The sequence below is a fragment of the Acrocarpospora catenulata genome (assembly GCF_018476525.1).
Taxonomy (GTDB): domain Bacteria; phylum Actinomycetota; class Actinomycetes; order Streptosporangiales; family Streptosporangiaceae; genus Acrocarpospora; species Acrocarpospora catenulata.
Genome location: NZ_JAHCST010000027.1, coordinates 61,934 through 84,024 on the forward strand (window position 1 = coordinate 61,934; position 22,091 = coordinate 84,024).

Sequence of the window (22,091 nt, forward strand, 5' to 3'; positions counted from 1 at the left end):
TCCGCCGCTCTCCGGCAGCCCCTCATTCGTCCGTTGCCGAGGTGATGATCTCGGTCAGTTCGCTGAGGAAGGTGCCCGCATCGGCGGCTGCCCTGAACTCGGCCCCCTTTGTCTGCGCCACCTCCCGAATCCGCTGATACCACCACTCGGGAGGCCTGCCGTCGGATTGAGCGGCCTCGGCCGTGACGATTCGCTCCGCTTCGGCCAAGGCCATGATTTGGATCTGGCGGTCGGTGGGCCTGCTGCCGTCGATCTCCACCTCGGCGACGGCGGGCTCGGGCATGGCGGGACGGTCGGTCCGGGGCTTTGTCCTGGTCAGCACCGACCACACCGTCGGCGCCCTCCTGATGCGCTCATTGGCGCCCAGCATGTCCGATGGCGCCCTGACCCAGTCACGGATGGATGCGAGGATCGAGGTGTGATCGAACTCGGCTCCCCGGGTCAGTGCCGCGGGCGCCAGATGATTCGAGCCTTTCTGCCGGAGTGCGATGCCGAGCAGCGCGCCCGGAGGCCAGGTCAGCGGGTTGGTGTCCGCGTCGAAGGTGCCCAGGCCGCCTTGCTGCGGGACGTAGTTGGTGTTCCAGTCGGGGTTCTCCAGCCACTGCGGGTCGGTGCCGTCGGGTTTGCTGTGCTGGAGCCGCAGGGCGATCCGGTTGCCGGTGGACGGGTCGTGACCAGGGGGCGCCTTCTGGTGGAAGGCGATGCCGGTGATGACACGGCCGGGCGGGCAGACCAGCGGGTTGGTGTCGGCGTAGAAGCCCCCCAGGCCGCCTTGCTGCGGGACGTAGTTGGCGTTCCAGTCGGGGTTCTCCAGCCACTGCGGATCGGTGCCATCGGGCTTGCTGTGCTGAAGCCGCAGGGCGATCCGGTTGCCGGGTTCCTTACCAGGGCCCTTCCGGCGCAGGGCCATGCCGGTGACGACACGGCCGGGCGGGCAGACCAGCGGGTTGGTGTCGGCGTAGAAGTTGTTGAGTCCGCCGCTCGGCGGAAAGCGGTTGCTGTTGTTGTCGTCGTTTCGGAGCCAGGCCTCGGCCGGCGCCCTGAAGACGGTTCCCGGCTCGATGTACGGCGATACCAGGATGGCCGGCACCCGTGTCCCGTAGACCGCGAAGGGGTTGAGTTTCCCCACGGCGAACTGGGGCGAGGAATTATCCGGTGGCGTGGCCGCCGGAGGGGCCACGTGGTCGTAGCAGCCCCCGTGTTCGTCGTGGGTGATGATCAACAGCACTCTGCCCCAGCGCTTGCTGGTGGACAGGTCTGTGAAGATCCTTTGCACCAGAGCATCACCGTTGGAAACCGGGTGCGGCGGATGCTGGTCGTTGTTGTCCAGCGGCGTGTACGCCGGCTCGATGAAAATGTATTCAGGGGGGAACTGAATCCGATACCCCGGAATGAGGTCGTTGTAGAGGTACTTCGCGTGATGGGCCTGCCACTTCAGCTTCTCCGGTATCGTCCAGAACTGGAAGCTCAGCAGAGTGGCGATCCCGACGGCGTCCTGATACACGCGCCAGCGAATACCCAGCTCCTCCAGCACGTTGAAGATGGTCCGTTTCCCGGCGTACACCGCGAAGTTCGGGACAAGGCAGTCTTCCACATCGGGCTGGTCGCAGTTGTTGAGACGGCCGAACGACGTGCCGGCGTGCAGGAAAGCGCGGTTGGGCCAGGTCTCACAGGGCACGGAACCGAACCACCGGTCGCAGACGGCGTAGTTCTTCGCCAGCTGGCTCATGGTCGCCAACTGATCAGGCGTGTAGCAGTCCATGATCGCGGATGGGTCGGACGCCTTCGCCGCCGTTTTGTAGTTGGCCGCGAAGCCCCACATGTTGGGCTGCTGCCCCGCCTCCGGCGTGGCGGTGCCGTACATCTGCTCCACGAAAGAACCGCAGATCTCGCTCGGGTTCCGATCGGGTGTGGTGCCGGACCGCGCCCCCTTCCGCACATAAATGCGGTCCTTTTCCGGGGCCGTGTCGTGCGCGTTGGCGGGAATGGTGTTCCAGTAGGCCTTCTCCTGGAGGCCCAGGAAATACGGTTTGCCGTCCGGCGGGGTCGGTATGTTCCGGGGCGGCACGTTGCCCTGGTCGGCGTAGAGCCAGCCGAGCAGGTTGTCGAAGGACCGGTTTTCGAGCATCAGGACGACGAAATGCTCGATCTTGTCCATCGGGACGGGGTCGCCGAGGTGGTTGTAGATGTAGCACCCGACGGAGTCCTCGTCGAGCGTGACCTCGTTCGTCCACATCGACCGTGGTACGTGCAGCATGTCGCCGAAGCTGCCCGCGGTCCAGAAGACCACCTGCTGCCTGTCGGTGGCCGGCGTGAATTCGCCTCGCGAATGGGGGTCCAGTTTCTTGCGGGCGCCCCACGGAAACGTGGTGGCAGCGTAGGAACGGTCTTTCAGGTGATACAACCCGAGCCAGACAGTGCGGCCCGTTCTGTTTTCGACCAGCATGTTATTCCGATCCCGGTTGATAAGATTTGGCCGACATCTCGTCAGGGGCGTGGCGCACGGAATACTGGCACTGCGATGGGCGGTTCCGTGCTCTATGTGCGCAGAACTGGTGTCAGCCCCAGTGAATACTGTTTGCCCTGGTCATATGGCTGTGAAACTCAGGCCAACCGGCCTGCGCCGGTGGGCGGTGCCAGAAATATGCGCCATTTCTTGACGAGCGCTTGGCGGCCCATCGCTCATTCTCGGCGTCGGCCCGACCTTGGCGGTGGACGCGAGACGCCGGGAAGATTCGTGGCGCGAGCGGGGATATCCGTTCAGAATTGGAGCCATGACGGAGCTGTGGTCGCCGTGTTCGCCACGTACCGCGGCCCAGAACTGCCTTACGGCCCCGGCCGCCTCCGGTAGCGACCCCCAACCGAGGAGCTCATCCGCCATGCCTGACGCCATGCCTGACGCCATGCCCGATATTGACTTCAACCCTCTCGGCGGCATCCATCCAGCCGGTACGGCTTTCGCCCGCTTCGACGCCCTGCGCGACCAGCACCCCGCCTTCCGCAGCACCTTCGGCCAGGGATTCTGGGTGATCAGCACCTACGACCGGATCGTCGAGGTCTGCCAGGACCCGGAGACCTTCTCCAGTTCGGCCGTCTCGGTGCTGGACCCCAACCCGGCCTACCGCTGGATCCCGGAGATGCTCGACCCGCCGGAGCACACCGTCTGGCGGCGGCTGCTCGGCCCGCTGTTCTCCCCGGCGGCGGTCGCGGCCCGTACCGAGACGATCCGGCGGCAGTGCGCCGACCTGATCGACACCCTCCAGGCCCGGGGATCCTGCGATTTCGTCACCGACTTCGCCCGCGTCTTCCCGACGACCGTGTTCCTGGAGCTGATGGGCCTGCCGGTCGAGGACCTGCCGACCTTCCTGGCCTGGGAGGACGCCATCCTGCACGCTCCGCCTTCCGAACGCGCCGGACGGATTCAGGCGATGGGGCAGGTCATCGGGTATTTCCGGGGCGTCATCGCGGAGCGCAGGGAGCATCCCCGGGAGGACCTGCTCAGCACCGCGCTCGGCTGGGAGATCGACGGGCGGCTGGTGCCGGACCAGGATCTGCTGGATCTGTGCCTGCTGCTGTTCATGGCCGGGCTGGACACGGTCACGGCGCAGTTGTCGTACGCGTTCTGGCACCTGGCCCGGGAGGAGAAGGACCGCGCCCGGATCACGGCCGATCCGGCGATCATCCCGGACGCGATCGAGGAGCTGCTGCGGGCGTACTCGATCGTGATGCCCGCCCGTAAGCTCACCCGGGACGCCGATTTCCACGGATGTCCGATGAAGGCCGGCGACATGGTCCTGCTGCCACTCAACCAGGCCAACCGGGACCCTGACGCGTTCCCGAACCCCGCCGAGGTCGACCTGGACCGCTCCCGCAACCGGCACATCGCCTTCGGGGTGGGCATCCACCGCTGCCTGGGCGCGCACCTGGCCCGCGCGGAGATGACCATCGCCTTGGAAGAATGGCACCGGCGTATCCCCGACTACCACATCCCCCTCGAAACCGAGGCCACCGAACACGCCGACCTGGTACTCGGCCTGGAGACGCTCCCCCTGACCTGGGACTAAATCACCGGTACGGCCGGGCCCCGCCCCCGGCCGTACCGTTTCTGACTGCTCGCGCTCCGTCGTCAAGTGTGGTCCACGACGTGCGTGGTCCACTGGCGTTCGTCGGTGCCCAGCAGGGTGATGCGGCGCAGCACCCCTTCCGTGCCGCCGATGGCGGCCAGTGACTCCGGCATCCCGCCTTCGATCACCGCGCATACCCGGAGCCCGGTGGCGTACGCGCACGAGGCTCCCGGCGAGGAGGGCGGCGCGTTGCCCTCGGGGGTGACCAGCAGGGTGAGGCGTTCGGCGTTCCCTGTGGTGTAGAAGATCGCCAGTTCCCACTCCCGATCGTCGTCGAATCGGGGACGCCAGAAGTGCACCTCCGTGATGTCGAGGTCGCCGGGCAGGCCGTTGACGCGCAGCGGCAGCGGCACAGGCCGGGTGCCGACCGTGACATCCGTCGCGATGCGCAGAAGCACCGGCCGGGGGTCGGCCTCCTTCATGTAGTACGCGTGCAACTCGGCCCACCGACCGTCAGGCACCTGCCACCTCAAGTAGGTGTCACCCCGGTTGAGCGGGTCCTGGGGATCCTCGGTGATCCAGTACGCAGGGTGGCCGTTCACCGCGGGAGCGGGCACCGCGCTTCGCCCGTCCTCCAGCGGTAGCTCATCACCGGCCGGGTACATGTCGAGATTCAGGCGCATGCCGAAGTCGCCGGCGGCCCGCGCCATCACCAGGTCCCCGTGAGCGCCCACCGTGTGGCTGACCCCGATCACCGATTCGGGCAACCAGCCGAACGAAGCGTTGGCGAGCAGGGGATCGGTGCCCTGGGAGAGCGACGCGACCGCCACCGTCTCGATTTCCCCACCGTTGACGGCCGCCACCCCGCCGGTCAGCAGCCCGCAGGCGAGGAGCCCACCGATCAGCTTCGCGCCCCGGCGACGCCGCAGTCGGCGCCGCCCCACCGCCCGTGCCGCCGCGATGTCCACCCGCATCGGCGGCGCGGGCGATCGCGCCAGTTCCCGCAGTCCAGCGGCCAGCCCGCCGCCCTTCTCATCGATCCCCGACGTCATGGCCGGACCTCCTCGGCAGGGGTGTGGAGCATGCGGCGCAGCCGGTCGATCGCCCGTGCCGTCTGGCTCTTGACGTTGCCCTGCGAGCACCGCAGCGTCCGTGCGGTCTCCTCCACTGACAGATCGCAGTAGTAGCGGAGCACCACGACGGCTCTCTGGCGTGGCGGCAGCTTCGCCAGCGCCCCGCGCAGATCAAGGACGCGGTCGAGATCGCCATTGTCGGCGGGCGGTTCCTCCTGCCCGCCGAGTGGGACCATTCGGCGGGCCCACGGAGAGCGCCGCTCGGCCAAGTACACGTTGACCAGGACCGTACGGGCGTAACCGTCGATGTTTCCGGCCACGCGTACCCGGGACCAGTGCACAAAGAGCCGGGTGATGGCGATCTGCACCACTTCGTCGGCGCGGTGCCAGTCACCGCACAGCAGGAACGCGACCTGGCGTAACCACGAGGCCTTGCCTGACACGTAGTCGGTGAACTCGGCATCGTGCACGGAAGGTCCCGGCATTCGCTTCTGCCCCCCTCCGCGCGTACTCATCACCCCTCTGATGCGCGGGAACGGGGCCGAGGTTGCATGCCCCGGTTAGCTCAGGGGAGGACGGGGCGCACGGTTGAGGCGTCTCGCATGCCGGGGGGTTTGCCCAGCATTCGGACCGCGTCCGCGGAGCTGAGATAGGACAGTTTGATGTAGATGGAGTCGCCGTAGGGCTCTCTGGCGGCGAACCGGCGCTCGGCGTCGTCCGGGTGCATGGCCTCGATGGTCTTCTTGAGGTGGGTGGCGTCCTCGACGTAGACGGCCTCGGCGGACAGCAGGTTGTCGATGCGGGCGAGGATCGCGGTCTTCTCCGCCTCCGTCGCGGGGCCGCGTCCGGGGCAGCCCTGTCTGCCGCAGAGCTCGACGCGTACGTCGGCGTGTTCCTCCCAGAAGTCCACGGGGAAACGCGCCACCCGGGCGACACCCGACATTTCACGAAATATCGTGATTGCGGCTTCCAGGGAGGACGGGCGAGGGACCGAACCCGTGAAGTACCTCTCGTCGCCCGGCGGGATGCGTTCATCAGTGGGCAGCCCGTCCTCTCGCAGGTCGTCGAGCCGCCACTTGCGCAGGAGCTTCCCGTCGACATAGCTCAGACCCGAGATCCGCAACTCCCTCGCGCGCTCCAAGATCGCGTTAGCGTCTTCGAGCACCGATTCCCTGCCATCACATGCCGGGAGAGTCAGGGTGCTCTTCGTACACATCTGGATCGCTAAACGGTTCTGAACCGGCCAGACGTCCGGCAACGGTGACATTCCCGAAATCTCTCCCGGCGTTTCCGGCACCGGAGTCGGCGTGGCCACCGGGTCGGGGCCGGAAATCCGCGGAATCCAGCCGACCGCCAGGATGAAGCCGACGATCCCTACTGCGATCAGCGTAGTCAGATGCCGCTTGATCCAGCCGCCGCCAGCCCGCTCCTCCGAGGCCAACTCCTCCACATCCATGGTCGAACTATGGTGTTCACCCCAGACGCCGATCAAATTCCGTGGATGGAGGCGCCGGACGGCAGTGTCCGGCGGGGACGTGTCCTCCAGGCTTCAGCGGCCGAGGCCGGCGTCCCGGGCGCGGATGATCGCTTCTGCTCGGTCGGCGGCCTGGAGCTTGCTGAGTACCGCGTGTACGTGGTTGCGCACGGTCTTCTGGGACAAGACCAGCCGTGCGGCGATCTGGCCGTTCGACAGGCCGGCGGCCACCAGGTCGAGTACCTCATGCTCCCGGGCGGTCAGGCCAGGGAACGCCGTCCCGGTCTGCGGCCTGGGGGACAGGAAATCGGCGATGCGCGAGGCCAGCACCGCGCCGAAGACCACGCCGCCGCCGGCGACGGTGGTGATCGCGCGAACCACCTCGTCCGGCTCGGCGCCCTTGAGCAGGTAGCCGCGCGCGCCGGCGCGGAGCGCGTCGAATATGGTGCCGTCCTCTTCGGACATGGTGAGCACCACGACCCCTATCTCCGGATGCTCCTGGAGCAGGCGACGGGTCGCCTCGATTCCATCCATTTCGGGCATCTGTACGTCCATGACCACCACGTCGGGATTTCCCCGAGCGGCCTGCTCCAGGGCCTCGACGCCGGTCGAGGCGGTCCCGACGACTTCGACCTCGTCGATGCTGCTCAGCAGTGCCGCGAAGCCTTCACGGAACACCGGATGGTCGTCCACCACGAGGACCCTTACCGGTCGATCACCGGTCATATCCCACCTCTCCTGAAGAGACGGTGGCGAGCACGGCCACCTGCCCGGACGGTGCCAGCGGCAGCCGCGCCCACACCCGCGTACCGCTCGGCCCGGCGGAGCCCACGGTGCACGAGCCACCGAGCTCGGCGGCTCGTTCGCGCAACGAGACCAGTCCCACACCGGCCACCACCGCCTCGGCGGCGAAGCCGACGCCGTCGTCGACGACCACCACGTCAAGGCACTCGGCTTCGGTGTCGCGGGTAAGCGACACCACGCACTCAGCGGCCGACGCGTGACGGACCACATTGGTGACCGCTTCCGACGCGATCCGGTACGCCGCCACCTCGACCGCGGCCGGCAGACCGGTCAGATCACCACGCTCCTCGACCCGAACGGTCAGCCCAGGGGCGCGCAACCGCTCCGCCTGCTGGCGGATCGCCCCGACCAGACCGACGTCGTCGAGCGCGGGTGGCCGCAGGCCGTGCACCAGCCGCCGTACCTCGGCCAGCATCCCGGTGAGTTCCTGACGAGCCAGCCCGAGGATCGGGTCCGCCTTCTCCGCCGACCGGCGCGCGGTGATCCTGGCCGTGTCGATCCGGGACGCGACCGCCGCCAGCGTCGGCCCGAGGCCGTCGTGGAGTTCGCGACGCAGGCGCCGCCTTTCGTCCTCCACCGCCGAGACGATGCGCTCGCGGCTGCGCTGCAACTCCTCCGCCAGGCGTACGGCGCGGGCGGCCGCGGCGGCCTGGCGGATCAGGTCGGCCAGCAGCCGTTTGTCACCGTCGCTGAGCCGGTTGCGGCGGGCGGCCTGGCGGGGCAGCAGCAGACGCCCGATCCTTTCCCCTCGATAGGTGATGGGCAACGCGCGTGTCTCCGTGGGACGCTCGCCGTCCTCGACGAGCAGGCGTTCGCCGTTGACCTGAGTGATCTCCACGCCGACGTACCGGGTCCGGAACGCCCGCGCCACCGTCCGGGCCAGCGTGAGGAGTTGCGCCTCGGAGTCGTCCGTCCGCTCCAGCCGCTCGGCGAGCCCGGACATCACCTGGTAGGGATCGTCCCGATCCCCCATGACCCGGCGTCGTACCAGCCGCCACAGCCGGTGCCGCAGCTGCGCGTAGACGATCGCGACCGCGAAGACGGCGAGGACCAGGCGCTCCCCCTCGTTCAAGCGTGCCCCCAGCAGGCGGCCGGCGCTACCGAGGACCAGCAGATCGAGCACGAAGGTCAAGGTAAGCAGGGCGCCGTACACCACGGTCCCGCCGATGAGCCGGTCGACATCGACGAGATCCGGTCGCACGATCCCGATCGCGACCGATCCGACCGTGAGGATCACGGCGACGGTCAGACCGACGGAGCCGAACCAACTGGGCAGCAGCCGGAACGCCAGCATGACCAGCAGGTCGACCACGGCGGCCCAGAGCAACCAGCGCATCCGCGTACGGTCGATCCCGGTGGCCGTTCGGTAGCGCAGTACCACCACGACGAACGGAGCGAGCAGGCTCAGCGGAAGGCAGATCTGCGCCACGAGCAGCACGCCGGTCCAGACCGCGTCCGGCAGTGGAAGGTAGAGCGGATCGAGGTCCAGCGCCCGCACCGGCGCGGGAAACGCCCCCGCCCCGGAGGTCACCTGGGCGATGTCGGACGGCGCCGCGAGCAGGGCCAGCGGGAGCAGGCTCGTCAGTGCGAGGCTGATCAGCGAGACGACCCGCCACCCTCCCGAGGGCAGCTTCCCGGCTGGGAACAGCAGCAGCACCAGGGGCAGCAGCAGCGCCAGGCCCGCCCCTGGCCGGTGATAGATGTAGAAAGCCGCGGACGCGCCCGGGAGCGGAGGGTTGTGCAGGGTGGCGTAGACGAGCCACGAGGACGCCAGGCCGTCGAACCCCCACCAGCCGCCGAAGGCCGACATCAGCCAGCCGAGGGGATGGCGCGGATACCGGGCGAGCACCACCAGGCCGGCCGTGGCCAGCGCGAGACCCGCGAGCGCGTCGAGCCCGCCGGGCTGAAGTTCGAGCACGGCGCGGTGGGCCTGCGGCACCCGCAGGTCGAGCAGCGCTGCTGACAGGACGGCCGCAGCGCTCGCGAGAAGCACCAGCCCCGGAACCAACCGCGAAGGCCTGCAAACCGCCACAAACTGCACCAGGAAAGTGTGCCTCATCAGGTGTGCGATGTCCCTGGGACGCGCGTCCCATTTGTCCTGGGACACGAGAGAGGCCGGGGATCAGGACAAGGCGCCCTGACGGTCTGGGCCGAGGGCTCACCAGGATCGTCCTCGTTGTCGCGGTGCCCCGCACCGCCTGGCCGTACAAGGAAGAACGATGACCGAAACCACCCGCCTCCACGCCCAGCGGGACACCCACGCCACCTCATCCGCGCGGCTCGCCGAGCCGGTCGTGCGCCGCCTGGCCCTGGGCCTGTCCTCGGGCGCGCTGATCTGGTCGGCCGCCAGCTTCGTCTACGGTTTCCAGCCCACGACCGAGATGGGCGTCAAGATCACCGACCTGGGCGGTCTGGCCTTCCAGTTCGGCGCCTGGTCCCTCCTGGTGCTCATGAGCCGTACCAGTGCGGTCGGCGTCACCCGCACCGCTCGCGCCATGCTGACGGTCGAGCGGGTGCTGCTGGCCCTGGCCATGGCGTGGAGCCTGATCCACGCGCTCTTCCCCGCCTCCCGTGACACGGTCTGGCTGGGCGTCCTCGACGTGTTCTGGCCCCTCTCGATGCTGGGCATGTTCGTGATCGGCATCAAGATCGCACTGACCGGCCGGTGGCGCGGCCTCGCCCGCGTCTGGCCGCTCGTCGCCGAAAGCTGGGCGGTCGTGACTCTCCCCGCCATGGGGATCTTCGGTGTCCAGGCCGGGAACATCGTCGGCTCGTCCCACCTGCTCGTGGGATACGCCACGCTCGGACTCATCATCGCGTTCCGCCCCGAACTGGTGTCCGACGAAGGCTGAAGGAATTGAGCAGGGGGATGCTCACGCGCGCTCGGTGTACGCGTTCTTACCGTCTGCTACATGCGCACCCTTTTACGCGTGTTCCTGGCCGTCGCGTTGGGGGCGGGGCTGATCACACTGCTCCAGTCCCCCGCCGCCGCGGACCCGATCGTGAACGTGACCGTCACGATCAAACGCATCACTCTGCTGGCCGGCGGCGACTGCGGCGAAGCTGACTTCTACAACCGTGTCTGGATCAACGGCATCTACATGGACAACGAGGACAGCGAATCGCAGGACGACTGGGAGGGCCACAACGACATCACCCCGGACTGGGAGTTCTCCAAGCCCATCGACGTCGCGGCCCTCGCCACGCCGGGCCGGGTCCCGATCAAGATCGAGGTCCACGACGAGGACGGCGGCTTCTGCTTCGGCGACGAGCACTACGACTCCTCCCCCACCGCGGACCGCTACTTCGACGGGTACGTCGACCTGGCCGGCTGCTCCGTCCACGACCCACGGCAGACCGCCGGGCCCTACCTCGGCGGTTGCCGTACCGACATCGTCCAGGAGGGCACCGCCGACGAGCGGGTCAGGCTCACCTTCCAGGTCGACGTCAAAGAACCGGCGAGCGCGCCGGGACTGAACATCCGCTGCACCCACACGCCCGCCTGGCCGCAGCCGGGCGAGCCCGTGACGATCGTCGCCACCGCCCTGGACGGCAACCTCCAGCAGACCGTCGTCGCCGACGACCTGGAGATCTGGGTCAACCTCCAGGCCAGCGCGGCCAGCCTGGCCGGAAGCCCGCTCCAGTCGCGGCACGGCGTCGGCTCGCTGACCGAGACCTTCACCCCCAGGGCCGAGCTGGCCCCCTTCGCGTACGGCTGCCGCCTGGTGAAGAACGGCGTGAAACTGTTCTCGTCCTGGCACACGGTGACCGTGGGCGACCCGAACCCGAACTTCACCTTCCCCAAGCCGGCGATCCCGATCATCTACACCGGCCCCAGGGACAGCCGCATCGACATCGTCTTCATCGCCGACAAGGACGAGTACAGCGGTCCGCGCGACCCCCGGTTCATCACCGACGTCTCGGACATCATCGAGCGCTCGTACTACGGGTTCAAGGAGTACCTGGTCAGGCAGGACATGTTCAACTTCTGGCTGCTGCCCGACAACACCGGCTACGCCAGCGACGCCACCGGCGACAAGGACTGCGACCACGGGTTCCCCGTACTGTGGGACGACATCTACGCGTGGGCCGACGCCGGCGCGATCCTGCACCACCGCAGCGCGCAGCAGGACTGCGCGATGCGCGGCGACCGGATCTTCTCCGCGCTCGTCGACCCGGGTCTGCCGAAGATCGCCACCCATGAGACCGCCCACCAGCCCTTCGGCCTCTCCGACGAGTACGTGGGCGGCGGCGCGTTCCAGGCGGACCCCTTCCCCAACATCTACGCGGACCAGGAGGACTGCGAGGACGACGCCCCGAACCTCGGCCGCACCGGCGACGCCTGTTACAGCTGGGAGAAGGAGCACTGGTACGGCGACGCCGACTGGTGGAGCTCCGAACCCCACCCCGACGACCTGATGTTCGACAACGGCCAGGCCCGCGCGGCCGACATCCGCCGGTTCAACTACATCTTCTCCGGATGCGAGGCCGCGAAATGCTGACCCGAACCCACTGGGCCATCGCCGCCGCCGCGGCCGCCCTGCTCCTGCTGGCGCCGCTACGCGCCGAAGGGGCGCCGGAGGATCCCGCCACCATCCCGATCCCGCAGCTCGACACCGCCGATCCCGACAAGTCTGTGGTCGCCCGGGTGAAGTTCACCTCCCGGACGTCCGCGGTCGTCGAACGGGTCAAGGTGTCCCGTTCGCGCGCCCACACCCATTTCGGCGACCCGCCCATCCTCAAGCTCGGTCTGGTCGACGTGGACGGGCAGGTGATCGATCGGATCAACACCTGGAGCCCGCTCTGGACGTACGAGGAGGGCGGCCCGGAGCACGTCGGGCTGCGGGACAGCGGTTCTGCCAGTTTCATCGTGCCGTTCTCGCCCGCCCTGTCGACCATGACCGTGACCGACGTCGCCCTCGCCCGGGAGGTCCTGAGCATCGACCTCAGGCCGCCGCTCAGGGAGTTCTGCCTGGCCCACCCCGAGGACCCCGACTGTCTGGAGGCCGACCTCGCGGTCACCGCGGTGACCCCGGCCGCCCCGCTGTTCGCCGTCCTGGGCAAGCCGGTGACGGTGACGGTCGCCTCGGCGGTCGCCAACACGGGCCCTGACGGGCCGGTCACCGCCGTGGTCCGCCAGGACCTCGCGGCCGGCGACGGTCTCACCGCCACGGCGGGCGCCACCGTCGAGACCAGCCTCGCGGCCGGGGCCACCGCCACCGTGACCCGCTCGTACACCGTGACCTGCACCCAGGCGGGGGCGCGCACGATCGACTTCACAACATCGATCAAGCCGAAGCGCGCCACCGTGATCGACCCCGACGCGAGCGACGACACCAGAACGACCCGCCTGACCGTCGACTGCGCCATCCCGGTAACAATCAACATCAAACCGGGCAGCGCGGAAAACAACGTCAACCTGAACGGCGACGGCGTCGTCCCGGTGGCCGTCCTCACGACCACGGCCGGGGAGTACGGCAACCCGATCGCGTTCGACGCCACCCGCATCGACGCGGCGACCCTGCGTTTCGGCTCACCGGCCAAGCTCCTGGCATCCGCCGGCTGGCCCGAGACACACGGAAAGATCCACATCGAGAAGTCGATCGAGCCCGACGAACACACCGTGGACACCGACCAGGACGCCGTCACCCACTACCGCTACGACGTCCTGTCCGTAACCGACACCACCGCCTGCGTCATCGGCCGCGCCGCCGGACTCACGTTCTACGGCTGCGACCACGTCACCGTGCGCGATTGATTTCTGAACACCCAGGCAAGATCCCCTGACCCGGCAGCCCCGGGTCAGGGTGTTGCCACAGATCGCTCAGGGCCGCACACTTCGCGAGGTTCAGACCTACGCTGGTCGTACCAGACATCCGAATCCTTATTCGGAGGCCAAATGGGCGTCATGGACGTCGCGAAGTCGTACGCGGAAGCCGACGAAAAGCGAACCATCCGTGAAGCGCACTACTTCCTTGCCGTTGTGAGCGAGGATGAGCAGGCCCGGCGGATTGTCACCGACAGCGGCTTCCTCCCGCCGGAACTCGAACGACGCGCCCCCCAGGGGACCTTCACCATCGCGCCGACACTCGCACACCATCTCTTCTGGACGGATGGCCTACACCTCGGACTCGGCAAGACCGTCAACCCCAACCTCTGTTTCCTGCTCAGTTGCCTCGTCAGTTCGGGTAGCTCCCTCTACCGGTGGCTCCGCCGGAACGGCACCGACTGCGACGCCCTGTGCCGTGCCCTGACCACCGAACTCGGCCTCGACGAATCCCTTTGCGCACGCATCATTCACTGGTCCGATGAGGTACTCCACCTCGATGCCCAGGAGGGCGAAGCCCTGATGAGGGAACTCCGCTCGCAAGGCCGCCGCTACATGATGAACAGAAAAGACGACGGAACCTTCATCGTGATCCCCGAAGCCGCCAGCCCCGAGAACGAGGAGTGACGACTGCTCCGGGCGGGCGGTGATCCGTTGGACGTCGACCGAATTCTGGCACGATCCTTGGTTTCGGTCGTCCGTGGCGGGCGGCTCTCGCTATGGAGGAAGACGTGGAACAACGGACGTTCGCCAGAACGAATTACAGCGTCTCGGTCATCGGGCTCGGTACTTGGCAGCTCGGGGCCGACTGGGGTGACGTGGCGGAGGACACCGCGCTGGCCGTACTCGATGCGGCGGTCGACAGTGGGGTGACCTTCTTCGACACCGCCGATGTCTACGGCGACGGGCGCAGCGAGCAGTTGATCGGCGCGTTCCTCAAGTCGCGGCCCGACGCGGGGATCACGGTCGCCACGAAGATGGGCCGCCGGCTGGCGCAGCGTCCGGACATCTACACGCTGGACAACTTCCGCGCGTGGACCGACCGGTCGCGGGCCAACCTCGGAGTCGACACCCTCGATCTGGTCCAGCTGCACTGTCCGCCCACGATCGTGCACTCCACCGACGAGGTCTTCGACGCGCTCGACACCCTCGTCGCGGAAGGCCGCATCGCCGCCTACGGGGTCAGCGTGGAGACCCGGGCGGAGGCGCTGGCCGCGATCGCCCGGCCAGGCGTGGCCAGCGTGCAGATCATCCTGAACATGCTGCGGCTCGGGCCCCTGGACGACGTGCTGCCCGCGGCGCGGAAGGCCGGCGTGGGCATCATCGCGCGAGTGCCGCTCGCGAGCGGTCTGCTGTCCGGCAAGTACGACGAGCACACCGAATTCCCCGAGAACGACCACCGCACCTACAACAGGAATGGTGAGGCGTTCGATGTCGGCGAGACCTTCTCCGGTGTCGACTTCGCCACCGGCCTCGCGGCGGTGCGCCGGCTGGCGCCGCTGGTCCCCCACGAGGCCACGATGGCCCAGTTCGCGCTCCGCTGGATCATCGACCAACCGGGAGTCAGCACCGTCATTCCCGGTGCCCGCAGCCCGGAGCAGGCCCGGGACAACGCGGCCGCGGCCGGTCTCCCACCGCTGTCGGACGAAGCGCTCAGCGCCGTGCACCACGTCTACGACGAACTGATCGCCCCTCAACTCGCGAATCGGTGGTAACCCAGACCTCGGCCTGACCACGGACCCGGGCGGTGACGCGCTGCCCCCGGGCTATTCCACCAGCGCGCCGAAGACGTAGGTCCCTGGAGCGTTCGGGTCGTCGCCTGCCCAGAACTCGGTCCAGTGGATACGGAACTCGTCGCGGGTGAGGTGGCCGTCCCCGTCCAGGTCCAGGCGGGGAAAGATCTCATCGGTCGCCGTGGGCGTCCCGTTCCAGGTCTCGATGAGCGCGCCGTACTCAGCACGGGAGATGAGGCCGTCGCCGTTGAGGTCGATGGCCTCGAACATCGCATCGGCGGTGCCGGAGACCGCGTCCGCCATGCCGCCGAGACCGTCCACGACGTGGAGCACCTCGTCGAGGGTGACGGCGTGGCCTCCGTCATGGCTGGAGGCGGCCTGGAGCACCGGCCACCAGCCGGTCATGACGGAGGCCAGTCGCGCCGGATCCACAGGCCCGGCGACGGCCGTCCAGCGCCGGGCGAGCGCCTGAAAGTCGGCCTCCGTCAGCCGCCCGTCTCCGTCCACATCCATCGCACGGAAAACTCCGACGACCTTCTTGCGCTGGAACTCACTGGCCACATCCGCCTCCGCTCTTGGGAAGACTTCATGCTTCCGGGAGGTCACTGCCGGTGACCATAGCCATTGAGTGACGAGTCTGTTACGCACCGTACGGAACGCATTACATGAGTCGGCATCATATAGCGCAGGAACACTAATTGGGACTTCAATCCTTTTTTCGGGAAACAGGCGGACACCACGCCCCAAATCCGTACCTTTGCGGCTATTAAAAGTTTGGGTTCACGTCATTTCGGGGTGTAGTTTCTGATGCTCTGAATCAATGACATTAAGGGTTTAACCGGCGATGGATGATCATCCCCCGGCCAGCTGGCCAAAGGGCACCCTTATGGACAGGCTCAGCCCGGAGGAACGAACGGAACTTCTCGCTCTCGCGCCGTCCTCTCCACGAAGGGCCAGCGAACCGCTCATCTATCAAGGAGATCGAGAGAGATCCGAGGTCTATCTGCTGAGGTCCATTCCCGGTCAGCGGCTCACCGCGTGTGTGAAAGTGACCGCCTACCTGGAATCGGGCGGGGCCGCCTTACTGGGCATCCGGATCAGCGGCGACGTGGTCGGCGAACTGGCGGCCCTGCGCAGGCAGCCGAGAGCGGCCGTGGTGACCACGTGCAGTCCGATGCTGGTGCACGCCATTCGCGCGCAGGTGTTCACGGACTTCCTGGACCGCCATCCGGCGGCATGGAACGCGGTGGCCAGAATGATCGCCGACCGGCTCGACTGGGCCAACCGGAGAAGAACGGACTTCGCCCAGTTCAGCGTCCCGGAACGGGTCGCGAAGGTGCTCGTGGAAATCGCCGGCCGGTACGGATCCGACCGCGCCGACGGAAGACGGGAGCTCGGGGTCGATCTCACCCATGAGGAGATCGCCAATCTCGTCGGGGCCAAAAAAGACGCCGTATTCAAAGCCATCCGACGTTTCAAGGACCTCAAACTGATCGACCCGAGTCATCGCCGGAAGATCCTCATCGACCAAATCGGCCTGGCCAATTTCCGCTAAACGTACTGGTACGTCGCAGATTGCCGCGATCTTCGCCAGACTCCACTCCCGAAGATCGCTCCGGTCGATCTTTCTCGAATCCTCAAAGGTGACGTGATGCTTGATTCCGATTTCAGCCGCCGCCTGGTGGTGGCGGTCGACGCCGAAGGATATGGCCGCGGCGACGACCTGCGGCACGACTCGATCCAGTCCGGCCTGGCCCAGGCCATGGACCGTGGCGCACGCGAGGCCGGCCTGAACCGCGAGACCTGGGCTCGCCAGGAGGCAGGCGACGGCGAGGTCAGCGTGATCCCCGAGGGGGAACCCGAACTCCGGGTCATCGACGACCTGGTCCGCCGCCTGCGCAAGGCGCTCCACGACCACAACCGCGAGCGCCGCGATGACGCCCGCCTGCGGGTGCGCATCTCGATCGGCCACGGGGTGGTGAAACGCGGCGCGATGGGCTTCGTCGGCCAGGTCGTGGTGACCACCTGCCGGCTGCTCGACGCCAAGGCCGCCCGTGAAGCCCTGAAGGCCAATCCACGCGCCGACCTGGTGCTGATCCTCGCCGACCGGCTCTACGAGGACGTCGTCCGGCAACTCCACACCGCCTACCGGCCGGAGTCCTTCACCCGGCTGGAAGTGCCGACCAAGGAACGCACCGAGATCGCCTGGCTGTGGATTCCCGCCGAAGACCTGGACCAGAAGGGAACACCCGACATGGACAATCTGCCCGACGTAGCCGACACCCTGTGGGCGCTCATCGCCGGCGGCGCCCTCGAACGGGTCGGCGCCTACGGCACCGAAAGCGGACTCAGCGGTGCTCGCAAACTGCTCGCGAAGATCAAGGAGTTCCGGTCCAGGCAGGGCCGGCAGGCCGACCCGGAATCCCGCGACGACCTGCTCGAATCCATGGAGAAGCTGGTACGCCTCGACGCCGCCGGAGAGCAGTTCGTGCAGCGGTTCAACGCCGAGCAGATAACCGTCAACCTGATCAACGCTCCCATTTCCGGGGAGGAGATCAACTTTGGCATCCGAAACTGACCTGCCGGCCGAGGAGGGCCCGGCAGAGCAGGTCGAGTCGCCCGAGGTGACGGACGAGAGCTTCGCGCAGGTCTACCAGGGCCAGATCGTCATCAACCACATCCACGACAAGATCGGCCAGGCCTCCTTCGGCATCTCGGGTTCCCGCACCGAGTCCCGCCGCACCTCCGGGCCCGTCCCTCCGTACGAGATGGCGGAGGCCCGCACCTGCTACGTACGCCATGACAGCTACCACGCCGCCGCCGCACGGCTGGAGACCGGCAACATGGTGGCCCTGGTCGGCAGCGCCGGCACCGGCCGCCGGACGGCGGCGCTCAACCTGCTCCACGACGCCGTCGGGGGGCGGCGCGAGGTGGTGGAGCTCAGCCCGGCCTACACGCTGGAGAAGCTGGCCGCCCGCGAATACCGGCAGGCCCACGGTTACCTGCTGTGCGGCTGGCCCAGGGACGACGTCGACCAGAGCGTCGCCGACTTCCACGTACGGGAGATCCGGCGCCGGGTGCGCGCCGCCGGGGCCTATCTGGTGATCACGGCGACGGCCGCCTCGCTGCCCGACGGAGACCAGGTGGCCTGGCAACCGCCCCCGGCCCGCGACATCCTGCTGGCCCACGAGGTGGCGCCCGAGGTCGCCGACCTGGCTGCCGCCCAGATCACCGCCGACCATGCCATGGCCGATGTGGTGGCGCTGGCCCGCGAGCTGGCCTCGGGGGTTCCGCTGGACCAGGCCCTCGGCGGGCTGGCGTCCGCCGGGCGGCGCGACGTGGTGGCCTGGTTCGAAAGCCCGCGGACCCGGGGCGAGATCTTCGAGATGGCCGCCATGGCCTTCGCCGCCGGTCTGCCGGAACGCGGCTTCGAGTCGCTGCACGCCCGGCTGGAGTCGATCGCCGGCATCGGCGAGGAGAGTGCCGAGACCATTTCGGCGGAGGAGCTGATGCCGGGCCGCCGCCTGCTCCGGGTGGCGGAGGGATCGCTTTTCAGCCTGTCACCGGTGCGCACGCTGGAGTTCCGGGTCGAGGGTCACCGAACCCACGTGATGCGGGAGCTGTACCGGCGGCACGGCATGCGGTTGTGGGATCCGGTCACCGAGTGGCTGCACGAGTGCGCCGCCGTACGCGACCCGCTCGCGCAGGTGGAGGTCGCCAGGGGCGTGGCGATTCTGGCCCTCGTCGCGGACTATCCGTACGTCGAGAGCACCTTCCTCACCCCGTGGGCGCGCGGTGAGGGCATCATGCGCAGCCAGGCCACCGCCGCGATGGCCATCTCGTGGTTGTGCCTCGACGAGACGACCCGTCCGCAGGCGCTGCGTACGGTCAACTGGTGGGCGGGGGCGGCCACCGTCCGGCTCAGGTTCACCGCCACCCTCGCCTACTCCGGTGAGCTGGGCATCCGGTTCCCGCTGGAAGCGGTCCGGATGCTCTGGCTGCAGATCAGGGACAGCGAGCGGCGCGCCAGGCACGCGGAGATCGCGCTGGCCCGCCTGTTCACCGCGCTGACCGAGGCCACCGGCAACGCCCTGCCGATGCTCGACTGGCTGGTACACCAGATCACCAACGAGCGGCGGATCGGCCGGGCGATCGACCCGCTGATGCGGGCGATCCTGGGCGTCCTGTCCGGTCGCGCGGACGGCTTCGGCATCCCCACGGTCACCACGCACCTGCGCCATCGTCCTGATTCGGCCCTACCTCTCGCCAAACTCTGGTCGACGGTGCTGGTCAACCGCCCCTACCGCAGGCAGGCCCTGACCGCCCTGTACGACGCCGTCTGCGCCTTCGACGAGAAGGACGATGAGGACCGCGACCGCGTCCGCGCCCTGTTCGCCGCCCTCGTGGAGACGCTTCCCGCGAAGGAACGGCCGTTTCTCGCCCACGACCTGCGCGCCTACGCCGTCTCCCGCGACACCGACGAAAACCGGCTGGAGATTCTCCTGTCGCTGCTCCGGGTCTTCCTGAACCCGGCCGCACTGTCCCTCGACACCATTGGAAAACGTCCATGAGCTACCCCGTGGTCAGCCAGGTCCCCCTTGATCCCGTCGCCAAGCAGGGCTTCCTGAGCAAACCCCGCCGCCCGATCACCAGCCTCCCCCGCCAGCTCCCGCACCAACGGCTCGTCTTCGAATACGACGGCACGTTCGTGCTGGCCGACCGGCGGCTGCGGGGCGACGAACCGCACGTGCTGTACGGCGTCAGCGTCAGCGTCGTCGACGTGACCAAGGACCACCCGGTGACGGTCCAGGTGCCGATCAAGTCTTCGGGCGCCCACGACTTCACGGTCGCGGTGCACTTCCGCTGCATGGTCGACGAACCGATCGAGGTGGTGCGCGCCGGACTGACCGACGCCACCGAGCACCTGCTCACCTACATCCGGGGCTACCACAAGCTCTTCGAACTCGGCCGCGGCCACGGGCTGGACCAGGCCCACGAGCTTTGGACGATCGTGCACGCCCAGGTGAAGGCCTACGCGACCGTGGTGCCCTGCCTGCTGCCCGGCATGTCGGCCGAGTTCACCAGCCTCGAACTGTTCGCCCCCGACGAGATCGCCCGGGGTCAGCGGCGCTACGAGACCAGCCTGCACGAGATCCGGGGCACCCACGGCCTCCGCGACGTCAAACGCAAGCTCGACCGTGACTTCGAACTCGACGAGCAGGACTACCTGCACACCAAGACCGGCAGCGCCAACGACTTCACCCGGCAGGAGGCGGCTCTCGACAAGGACCACCAGATCACCGAGGCCACGAAGGTCAGGGACTTCCTGAACAGCGGTCCCGGCGCCGCCGACGGCCTGTACGCCACCGTGCCCGGCCTCAGCTCCCAGCAGGTCGCCGACCGTTACGCCGCCCTGGGGGACCGGGAGTTCCACACCACCCAGAACCAGATCCAGCACGAACACGAGCTGGAAGTGGTCTCGGCCCGCGCCCGGGCCGAGGTCATCCGGGCGGCGATCGCGCAGGGCCTGTTCAACGAGACGACCGGCAGGGAACTGCTCGCCACCTTCGACAACGCCGCGCTGGAAGAGGGCCGGGAGAACCCCGAGGCACGTGACCAGGAGGCCCGCCCCGAGGTGACCCCGGGCGACCCCGCCGACGACAACCCCTTCATGGAGGAGGACGTCCGTGGTTGACACCCTCCACCGGCCCCCGCTGACCGACCAGCGCGGGCGCCCCCGCCGCCCGGTGCGGTTCACTCCCGGGACCTTCCTGCGCCGGTTCACCGGAGTCGACGAGAAGATCCTCCGGAGTGTGCCGCAGGAACGTTCTCGCTACACCAGCCTCGGCGGGATCGTGGTCAGTAGCGCGCTCATCGCGAGCACCTCCGTGCTGGGCGCGCTGACCCTGCTCTCGCAGGTGTCCCCGCTGGTGCTGCTGCCGGTGGCGGTGGTGTGGGGGCTGATCATCGCCAACGTCGACCGGTTCCTGATCACCAGCCTGCACGGGGACAACGGCGGCTGGTCCCGTTGGGGCAACGTGCTGATCCGGCTGAGCCTCGCCGTCGTCATCGGTGTCTTCATCGCCGAGCCGCTGACCTTGAAGATCTTCCAGGAGCGGCTCGACCGGCAGATCATGCTGGAGCGCGACCAGGCGGTCAGCCTGACGGAGAGCCGGTACAAGGAGTGCAACCCGCTGCGCGGGCCGGCGCCTTCCGGCATCGACTGCACCGGCTATCTCCTCGACATCGGCGACAAGGCCCTCGCCGTCGGGGGCAAGGTGTCCCAGCAGGAAAACATCCTCAAGGCCGCCGAAAAGCGACTGGCGGACGACATAGAACGACGCGAGACGCTGGAGGGACTCCGCGACCGGGAGTGTTTCGGCGTCAAGGTGAAGGGCCAGACGACGGGCGTGCCCGGGGACGGCCCCAAGTGCAAGGTCCGGCAGAACGATCTCGACACCTTCCTCGCCGGCCATGACATCGCCGCACAGGAGACGGAAGTGGCCAACCTGAAGACGGCGATCGGCTCTCTCGGCACAGATCTCGCCACCGCCGAAGAGGAACGCGCGGCGACCATCACCAAGAAGATCACCGAGCGCGTCGAGGAGAAGAGACAGGCCTACGCCAATATCGGCCTGCTCGACCGGTGGGAGGCCCTGGGCACGGTCGCCGCTCAGAACGGCATGGTCAACTTCGCCCACTGGCTGTTGCGCCTCATCTTCGTCCTCCTCGACTGCATGCCGATCATCTCCAAGACGCTGAACGGCAAGACCGAGTACGACCGCCTCCTCACCCAGGAGCTACGTGCGGGCGCCGCCTGCCACGAGGCCGAACTGAACTTCACCACCCGCCAGACGACCGGCGAGTACGAGATCAGGCTCCGCGAGGAGGAGCGCCGGCTGAAAGCCGAACGGGGCAGAATCGACCGCGACCAGCGCATCGACGAGGCCTCCCGGGACAACGAGATCGACCGCCTCGCCCGTACCTTCATGACCTGAGTACCCACCCAGAGGATCCAGGGCGTCCCCAGAGCTCAGGGGAGGCCCTGGTCAGTCGGCCACATGACGGTGAGGATGCGCCGGTACCAGGGCGCCGCCGGCCGGGGCCACGCGAGCG

Annotated in this window: 18 protein-coding genes; 11 read left to right on the forward strand and 7 right to left on the reverse strand. The window is 68.0% G+C overall.

Annotated features, from left to right (window positions below; genetic code table 11):
• Positions 1-22: 22 nt before the first annotated feature.
• Positions 23-2,257 (reverse strand): alkaline phosphatase family protein, encoded by a 2,235-nt coding sequence (locus tag KIP79_RS25625; protein WP_214107467.1) that lies wholly within the window; start codon positions 2,255-2,257, stop codon positions 23-25.
• A 622-nt stretch (positions 2,258-2,879) separates the two neighbouring features.
• Here KIP79_RS25625 and KIP79_RS25630 point away from each other — a divergent pair.
• On the forward strand, positions 2,880-4,064 hold the full coding sequence (locus KIP79_RS25630; RefSeq protein ID WP_250213813.1) for a cytochrome P450: 1,185 nt from the start codon (positions 2,880-2,882) through the stop codon (positions 4,062-4,064).
• Positions 4,065-4,126: 62 nt separating this feature from the next.
• Here the strand turns inward: KIP79_RS25630 and KIP79_RS25635 are convergent, their stop codons facing one another.
• From KIP79_RS25635 to KIP79_RS49650, 5 genes are all read right to left on the reverse strand, one after another.
• Positions 4,127-5,116, reverse strand: coding sequence for a hypothetical protein (locus KIP79_RS25635; RefSeq protein WP_214107468.1), 990 nt, complete (start codon positions 5,114-5,116; stop codon positions 4,127-4,129).
• The gene (locus KIP79_RS25640) at positions 5,113-5,607 is read right to left on the reverse strand and encodes a SigE family RNA polymerase sigma factor (protein WP_308169888.1); all 495 of its coding nucleotides are present in this window, start codon (positions 5,605-5,607) and stop codon (positions 5,113-5,115) included. Before KIP79_RS25640 ends, KIP79_RS25635 begins: the two co-directional genes overlap by 4 nt.
• 95 nt (positions 5,608-5,702) lie before the next feature.
• Entirely contained in the window at positions 5,703-6,593 is an 891-nt protein-coding gene (locus KIP79_RS25645; RefSeq protein ID WP_214107470.1) for a hypothetical protein, read from the reverse strand.
• Positions 6,594-6,686: 93 nt separating this feature from the next.
• Positions 6,687-7,337, reverse strand: a complete 651-nt coding sequence (locus KIP79_RS25650; protein ID WP_214107471.1) for a response regulator — start codon at positions 7,335-7,337, stop codon at positions 6,687-6,689.
• Positions 7,327-9,408: a sensor histidine kinase gene (locus KIP79_RS49650; RefSeq protein ID WP_214107472.1), complete on the reverse strand. Its 2,082-nt coding sequence runs from the start codon at positions 9,406-9,408 to the stop codon at positions 7,327-7,329. Before KIP79_RS49650 ends, KIP79_RS25650 begins: the two co-directional genes overlap by 11 nt.
• A 226-nt stretch (positions 9,409-9,634) precedes the next feature.
• On the opposite strand from KIP79_RS49650, the gene KIP79_RS25660 reads away from it, so the two are divergent.
• From KIP79_RS25660 to KIP79_RS25680, 5 genes are all read left to right on the forward strand, one after another.
• Positions 9,635-10,267 carry a hypothetical protein gene (locus KIP79_RS25660; protein WP_214107473.1) on the forward strand — a complete coding sequence of 211 codons (633 nt, stop codon included), beginning with the start codon at positions 9,635-9,637 and terminating at the stop codon, positions 10,265-10,267.
• Positions 10,268-10,327: 60 nt separating this feature from the next.
• Positions 10,328-11,917 (forward strand): hypothetical protein, encoded by a 1,590-nt coding sequence (locus KIP79_RS25665; protein WP_214107474.1) that lies wholly within the window; start codon positions 10,328-10,330, stop codon positions 11,915-11,917.
• Positions 11,896-13,173: a hypothetical protein gene (locus tag KIP79_RS25670; RefSeq protein ID WP_214107475.1), complete on the forward strand. Its 1,278-nt coding sequence runs from the start codon at positions 11,896-11,898 to the stop codon at positions 13,171-13,173. Before KIP79_RS25665 ends, KIP79_RS25670 begins: the two co-directional genes overlap by 22 nt.
• Positions 13,174-13,314: 141 nt before the next feature.
• The gene (locus tag KIP79_RS25675; protein WP_214107476.1) at positions 13,315-13,869 is read left to right on the forward strand and encodes a hypothetical protein; all 555 of its coding nucleotides are present in this window, start codon (positions 13,315-13,317) and stop codon (positions 13,867-13,869) included.
• Between the two features lie 104 nt (positions 13,870-13,973).
• Positions 13,974-14,957 carry an aldo/keto reductase gene (locus KIP79_RS25680; protein ID WP_372453669.1) on the forward strand — a complete coding sequence of 328 codons (984 nt, stop codon included), beginning with the start codon at positions 13,974-13,976 and terminating at the stop codon, positions 14,955-14,957.
• Positions 14,958-15,008: 51 nt separating this feature from the next.
• Here the strand turns inward: KIP79_RS25680 and KIP79_RS25685 are convergent, their stop codons facing one another.
• Positions 15,009-15,536 carry an EF-hand domain-containing protein gene (locus KIP79_RS25685; RefSeq protein ID WP_214107478.1) on the reverse strand — a complete coding sequence of 176 codons (528 nt, stop codon included), beginning with the start codon at positions 15,534-15,536 and terminating at the stop codon, positions 15,009-15,011.
• 325 nt (positions 15,537-15,861) lie between these two features.
• Here KIP79_RS25685 and KIP79_RS25690 point away from each other — a divergent pair, with 325 nt between their 5' ends.
• The 5 genes from KIP79_RS25690 to KIP79_RS25710 all read left to right on the forward strand — a co-directional run bounded on the left by KIP79_RS25690 (position 15,862) and on the right by KIP79_RS25710 (position 21,973).
• Positions 15,862-16,530 carry a Crp/Fnr family transcriptional regulator gene (locus tag KIP79_RS25690; protein ID WP_214107479.1) on the forward strand — a complete coding sequence of 223 codons (669 nt, stop codon included), beginning with the start codon at positions 15,862-15,864 and terminating at the stop codon, positions 16,528-16,530.
• A 96-nt stretch (positions 16,531-16,626) separates the two neighbouring features.
• The gene (locus KIP79_RS25695) at positions 16,627-17,553 is read left to right on the forward strand and encodes a hypothetical protein (RefSeq protein WP_214107480.1); all 927 of its coding nucleotides are present in this window, start codon (positions 16,627-16,629) and stop codon (positions 17,551-17,553) included.
• The gene (locus KIP79_RS25700) at positions 17,537-19,546 is read left to right on the forward strand and encodes a hypothetical protein (protein WP_214107481.1); all 2,010 of its coding nucleotides are present in this window, start codon (positions 17,537-17,539) and stop codon (positions 19,544-19,546) included. Before KIP79_RS25695 ends, KIP79_RS25700 begins: the two co-directional genes overlap by 17 nt.
• Positions 19,543-20,670 (forward strand): hypothetical protein, encoded by a 1,128-nt coding sequence (locus tag KIP79_RS25705; RefSeq protein ID WP_214107482.1) that lies wholly within the window; start codon positions 19,543-19,545, stop codon positions 20,668-20,670. Before KIP79_RS25700 ends, KIP79_RS25705 begins: the two co-directional genes overlap by 4 nt.
• On the forward strand, positions 20,663-21,973 hold the full coding sequence (locus tag KIP79_RS25710) for a DUF4407 domain-containing protein (protein WP_214107483.1): 1,311 nt from the start codon (positions 20,663-20,665) through the stop codon (positions 21,971-21,973). Before KIP79_RS25705 ends, KIP79_RS25710 begins: the two co-directional genes overlap by 8 nt.
• Positions 21,974-22,091 lie beyond the last annotated feature (118 nt).

Excerpts from the sequence above, each read along its gene's own strand:
- KIP79_RS25625 (WP_214107467.1), bottom strand. The coding sequence starts at position 2,257 with ATGCTGCACGTACCACGGTCGATGTGGACGAACGAGGTCACGCTCGAC.
- KIP79_RS25630 (WP_250213813.1), top strand. The coding sequence starts at position 2,880 with ATGCCTGACGCCATGCCTGACGCCATGCCCGATATTGACTTCAACCCT.
- KIP79_RS25635 (WP_214107468.1), bottom strand. The coding sequence starts at position 5,116 with ATGACGTCGGGGATCGATGAGAAGGGCGGCGGGCTGGCCGCTGGACTG.
- KIP79_RS25645 (WP_214107470.1), bottom strand. The coding sequence starts at position 6,593 with ATGGATGTGGAGGAGTTGGCCTCGGAGGAGCGGGCTGGCGGCGGCTGG.
- KIP79_RS25650 (WP_214107471.1), bottom strand. The coding sequence starts at position 7,337 with ATGACCGGTGATCGACCGGTAAGGGTCCTCGTGGTGGACGACCATCCG.
- KIP79_RS25660 (WP_214107473.1), top strand. The coding sequence starts at position 9,635 with ATGACCGAAACCACCCGCCTCCACGCCCAGCGGGACACCCACGCCACC.
- KIP79_RS25665 (WP_214107474.1), top strand. The coding sequence starts at position 10,328 with ATGCGCACCCTTTTACGCGTGTTCCTGGCCGTCGCGTTGGGGGCGGGG.
- KIP79_RS25670 (WP_214107475.1), top strand. The coding sequence starts at position 11,896 with ATGCGAGGCCGCGAAATGCTGACCCGAACCCACTGGGCCATCGCCGCC.
- KIP79_RS25675 (WP_214107476.1), top strand. The coding sequence starts at position 13,315 with ATGGGCGTCATGGACGTCGCGAAGTCGTACGCGGAAGCCGACGAAAAG.
- KIP79_RS25690 (WP_214107479.1), top strand. The coding sequence starts at position 15,862 with ATGGACAGGCTCAGCCCGGAGGAACGAACGGAACTTCTCGCTCTCGCG.
- KIP79_RS25695 (WP_214107480.1), top strand. The coding sequence starts at position 16,627 with ATGCTTGATTCCGATTTCAGCCGCCGCCTGGTGGTGGCGGTCGACGCC.
- KIP79_RS25705 (WP_214107482.1), top strand. The coding sequence starts at position 19,543 with ATGAGCTACCCCGTGGTCAGCCAGGTCCCCCTTGATCCCGTCGCCAAG.